The 4,296-nt window shown below is 70.6% G+C and carries 5 protein-coding genes and 1 tRNA gene; 3 read left to right on the forward strand and 3 right to left on the reverse strand.

The features are described 5' to 3' along the window. Positions 1 to 396 (reverse strand): TetR/AcrR family transcriptional regulator (locus VIU94_RS03220; RefSeq protein WP_331907281.1); only part of this gene is annotated, 396 nt, incomplete at its 3' end. A 106-nt stretch (positions 397 to 502) separates the two neighbouring features. Here VIU94_RS03220 and hisN point away from each other — a divergent pair. Both hisN and VIU94_RS03230 read left to right on the forward strand, forming a co-directional pair. Then, positions 503 to 1,303, forward strand: a complete 801-nt coding sequence (gene hisN / locus VIU94_RS03225) for a histidinol-phosphatase (RefSeq protein WP_331907283.1) — start codon at positions 503 to 505, stop codon at positions 1,301 to 1,303. A 141-nt stretch (positions 1,304 to 1,444) separates the two neighbouring features. After that, positions 1,445 to 1,846 (forward strand): CBS domain-containing protein, encoded by a 402-nt coding sequence (locus VIU94_RS03230; RefSeq protein ID WP_331907285.1) that lies wholly within the window; start codon positions 1,445 to 1,447, stop codon positions 1,844 to 1,846. Between the two features lie 61 nt (positions 1,847 to 1,907). On the opposite strand, the gene VIU94_RS03235 is transcribed toward VIU94_RS03230, so the two are convergent. Continuing rightward, positions 1,908 to 3,359, reverse strand: coding sequence for a catalase (locus tag VIU94_RS03235; protein WP_331907287.1), 1,452 nt, complete (start codon positions 3,357 to 3,359; stop codon positions 1,908 to 1,910). Positions 3,360 to 3,491: 132 nt separating this feature from the next. On the opposite strand from VIU94_RS03235, the gene VIU94_RS03240 reads away from it, so the two are divergent. After that, positions 3,492 to 3,908, forward strand: a complete 417-nt coding sequence (locus tag VIU94_RS03240; RefSeq protein WP_331907289.1) for a Fur family transcriptional regulator — start codon at positions 3,492 to 3,494, stop codon at positions 3,906 to 3,908. 122 nt (positions 3,909 to 4,030) lie between these two features. Here VIU94_RS03240 and VIU94_RS03245 read toward each other — a convergent pair. After that, positions 4,031 to 4,104: transfer RNA gene (locus tag VIU94_RS03245), tRNA-Met, on the reverse strand. Between the last annotated feature and the right edge of the window lie 192 nt (positions 4,105 to 4,296).

Below are 4,296 nucleotides of genomic sequence, written 5' to 3' on the forward strand. Positions count from 1 at the left end.
CGCGTCGGCGCGCCGCTGGGCCGGGACCGCGGAGGCGTGCGCGCCGGCCCGGGCCGGACGGGGCGCGGGAAGTCGCTCGTTCCAGCTGCCGGTGAGCAGGGCGCGCAACAGGGGACGGTCGGCGGCCTCGGTCACGATCCACTCGGCGACGAAGGCGAGCAGGTCGGGGACCGGGGGCCGGTCGGCGAGGATCCGCTCGACGCCGCGGAGGTACGCGTCCGCCTCGCGCCGGACGAGGGCGCGGGCCAGGCCCTCCTTGCTGCCGAACTCGTTGTAGAGCGTCTGGCGGGAGACCCCCGCGGCAGACGCGACGTCGACCATCCGGACCGCGGACCAGGGCAGCCGGTTGAGGGCCGCGAGCGCGGCGTTCAGCAGGGCATCTCGCGCTGCGGGCATCTGCGACTCCCGTCCTCGCCCCTCCTTCGCACAGAGTTGACGGGCCGCCACACACTGTCAAGAGGCTCCGCGATCCACCGCCCGCAGGGAGGATAGAGTTCCGAACATGGCCGATTACCACGACGATCTGCGTCTCGCCCATGTCCTCGCGGACGCCGCCGACGCCGCCACCATGGACCGGTTCAAGGCCCTCGACCTGAAGGTCGAGACGAAGCCGGACATGACGCCGGTGAGCGAGGCGGACAAGGCCGCGGAGGAGCTGATCCGGGGCCAGCTGCAGCGGGCGCGGCCGCGCGACGCGATCCTCGGCGAGGAGTACGGCGTGGAGGGCTCGGGCCCGCGGCGCTGGGTGATCGACCCGATCGACGGCACGAAGAACTACGTGCGCGGGGTGCCCGTCTGGGCGACGCTGATCGCGCTGATGGAGGCCGGCGACACCGGCTTCCAGCCGGTGGTGGGCGTGGTCTCCGCGCCGGCGCTGGGCCGCCGCTGGTGGGCGGCGAAGGGCGCGGGGGCGTACACCGGCCGCAGCCTGTCGTCGGCGACCCGGATCGGGGTCTCGAAGGTGGCGGAGCTGTCCGACGCCTCGTTCGCGTACTCCTCGCTGAGCGGCTGGGAGGAGCAGGGCCGACTCGACGGCTTCCTGGACCTGACGCGGGCGTGCTGGCGGACGCGGGCGTACGGCGACTTCTGGCCGTACATGATGGTGGCCGAGGGCGCGGTGGACTTCTGCGCGGAGCCGGAGCTGTCCCTGTGGGACATGGCGGCGACGGCGATCGTCGTCCAGGAGGCGGGCGGCACCTTCACCGGCCTCGACGGCCGCCACGGCCCGCACAGCGGAAACGCGGCGGCGTCGAACGGGCTGCTGCACGGGGAACTGCTGAGCTATCTGAACCAGGAGTCCTGAGACGGGGCGTGCGCGGAGGTCCGTGCGCGCCCTCTTGTTACCCCTCCTTGGCAATGTCACAGTAAAAGTCCCCCCGTTTGTGAACTTGTGAAACGGTTCTCGTAACCGCGGGGACCGTTCACCGAGGAGGTGGCTCCCTTCATGCTCGTCCGTGACGCCATGAGCACGGTGATCCTCACCATCGGACCCGCCCATACCCTCCGACAGGCGGCCCGGCTGATGGCGGCGCGCCGCGTCGGCGCGGCCGTCGTCCTGGACACCGATACCAGCGGGCTCGGCATTCTCACCGAGCGCGACATCCTCAAGTCCATCGGCGCCGACCAGAACCCCGACCACGAGACCGCCGGCTCCCACACCACCCACGACGTCGTCTTCGCCGCACCCGGCTGGACCCTGGTGGAGGCCGCGGAGGCCATGACGCACGGCGGCTTCCGCCATCTGATCGTGCTGGACGACGCCGGGCCCGTCGGCATCGTCTCGGTCCGCGACATCATCCGCTGCTGGGCGCCCGTGCTCCGGCACGAGCACACCCTGGCGCGCTGACGCCGAGAGGGCCGGACCCCCGCACGGGGTCCGGCCCTCTCTTCCCTACGACAAGCGCCGGTCAGCCGCGCAGGGCCTGGACCGCGGCCTCCAGCCGCTTGCCGAAGTCTCCGTCCGCCTTGCGGAAGTTGTCGATCGCCCGCTCGGCGATGTCGTCGCGCGAGACCTTGGCGATGAAGCCCGCGAGGTTGCCGACCAGACGGCCCTTCTCGTCTTCCGACATCAGCCGGTAGAGGTCGCCCGCCTGCACGAAGTCGTCGTCCTCGGCGTGCGAGGGGGCGACGTGGTCGCCGGTCACGCCGGTGACCGCGGAGCCGACCCACAGCGGACGGTCCGTCTGGTGCGGGCCGCCGAAGGAGTTCGGCTCGTAGTTCTTCGCGCCCTTGTGGCGGCCGTCGTACAGGTGGCCGTCCCGTGCGTGGGTGCGCGCCTCGGTGGCGTGCGGGCGGTTCACCGGCAGGTGGTCGGCGTTGACGCCGACGCGGTAGCGGTGCGCGTCGCCGTACGCGAAGAGGCGGCCCTGGAGCATCTTGTCCGGGGACGGACCGATGCCCGGCACGAAGTGCGCGGGGCTGAAGATCGACTGCTCGACCTCGGCGAACACGTTCTCCGGGTTGCGGTCGAGCTCCAGCCTGCCGATCTCGATCGGCGGGTAGTCCTCGTGCGGCCACACCTTGGTGAGGTCGAACGGGTTGAAGCGGTACGTCGCCGCGTCGGCCGCGGGCATGATCTGGACCTGCACCGTCCAGCTCGGGAAGTCGCCGCGCTCGATCGACTCGCGCAGGTCGCGCTGGTGGCTGTCCGGGTCCCGGCCGGCGAGCGCGTCGGCCTCGGACTGGGTGAGGTTCACGACCCCCTGGTCGGTCTTGAAGTGGTACTTGACCCAGAAGACCTCGCCGGCCTCGTTGTTCCACTGGTACGTGTGCGAGCCGTAGCCGTTCATGTGGCGGTACGAGGCGGGGATGCCGCGGTCGCCGAACAGCCAGGTCACCTGGTGCGTCGACTCGGGCGACAGGCCCCAGAAGTCCCAGACGTTGTCCGCCTCCTGCGAGCCGGTGTACGGGTCGCGCTTCTGGGTGTGGATGAAGTCGGGGAACTTGATGGCGTCCTTGATGAAGAACACCGGGGTGTTGTTGCCGACGAGGTCGTAGTTGCCCTCCTCGGTGTAGAACTTCAGCGCCCAGCCGCGCGGGTCGCGCACCGCGTCGGCCGAGCCGAGGCTGCCCGCGACGGTCGAGAAGCGCAGGAACGTCTCGGTCCGCTTGCCGACCTCGGAGAGGAACGCGGCGCGGGTGTACGGCGTGACGTCCGCGGTCACCGTGAATGTGCCGTATGCACCGGCCCCGCGGGCATGCACGATTCGCTCCGGGATCCGCTCGCGGTTGAAGTGGGCGAGCTTCTCGAGCAGCAGCTGGTCCTGGAGCAGGACCGGGCCGCCGACGCCCGCCGTCTCGCTGTTCTGGTTGTCGGCGACCGGCGCGCCGGCCTCGGTGGTGAGCGGTCCCTGCGTCACGTGCGCCTCCTGCGGATTTCCCTCGACCCTGTCCTTCGTAATCGATCCTACGATAGACAATGTCTAAGTCAAGCAGCCATCCAAACTCACACCTGTTCGTAGCCTTGGCCCCCTCCTGTTAGGCTGACCCCCATGAGTGACCTGTTGGAACGACTGCGCGGCCGCGGCTGGCGGATGACCGCGCAGCGGCGTGTCGTGGCCGAAGTCCTCGACGGGGACCACGTCCACCTGACTGCCGACGAGGTCCACGCCCGCGCCGTGAAGAAGCTGCCGGAGATCTCCCGGGCGACCGTCTACAACACGCTGGGCGAGATGGTGTCCCTCGGCGAGGTCATGGAAGTGGCCACCGACCATCGCGCCAAGCGCTACGACCCGAACGCGCACCGCCCGCACCAGCACCTGGTCTGCGCGCGCTGCGGCGCGATCCGCGACGTCCACCCGGCCGGCGACCCGCTGCACGACCTGCCGGACTCGGAGCGCTTCGGCTTCACGATCTCGGACGTCGAGGTCACGTACCGCGGCATCTGCCCGAACTGCGCGTCCGCGTAAGACTCCACGAAAAGCCCCCGCCTGGATCAGGCGGGGGCTTTTCCGTGCGCGCGCCGCGACATCCACGCGGGGGTACGACGAAGGCCCGGATCCAGTGATCGGATCCGGGCCTTCGACTGCAGTAGCGGGGACAGGATTTGAACCTGCGACCTCTGGGTTATGAGCCCAGCGAGCTACCGAGCTGCTCCACCCCGCGTCGGTGAACCCAACAGTACGTCACCCCTGCGACCAGCGCAAATCCCTTAAGCGGTGAGCTCCTGGTGGAGCGCCTCGCTCAGCCGGGCGGCCCGCTCGGCCACCTCCGCCGGGCCCAGCTCGACCGCGCGGGCGCACCAGCGGCGGCCCTCGGTGAGCTCCCCGCGGCGCGCCGCGAGCAGCGCGAGCCGGC

Source organism: Streptomyces sp., from assembly GCF_036566765.1.
In the GTDB taxonomy this organism is placed as follows: Bacteria; Actinomycetota; Actinomycetes; order Streptomycetales; family Streptomycetaceae; genus Streptomyces.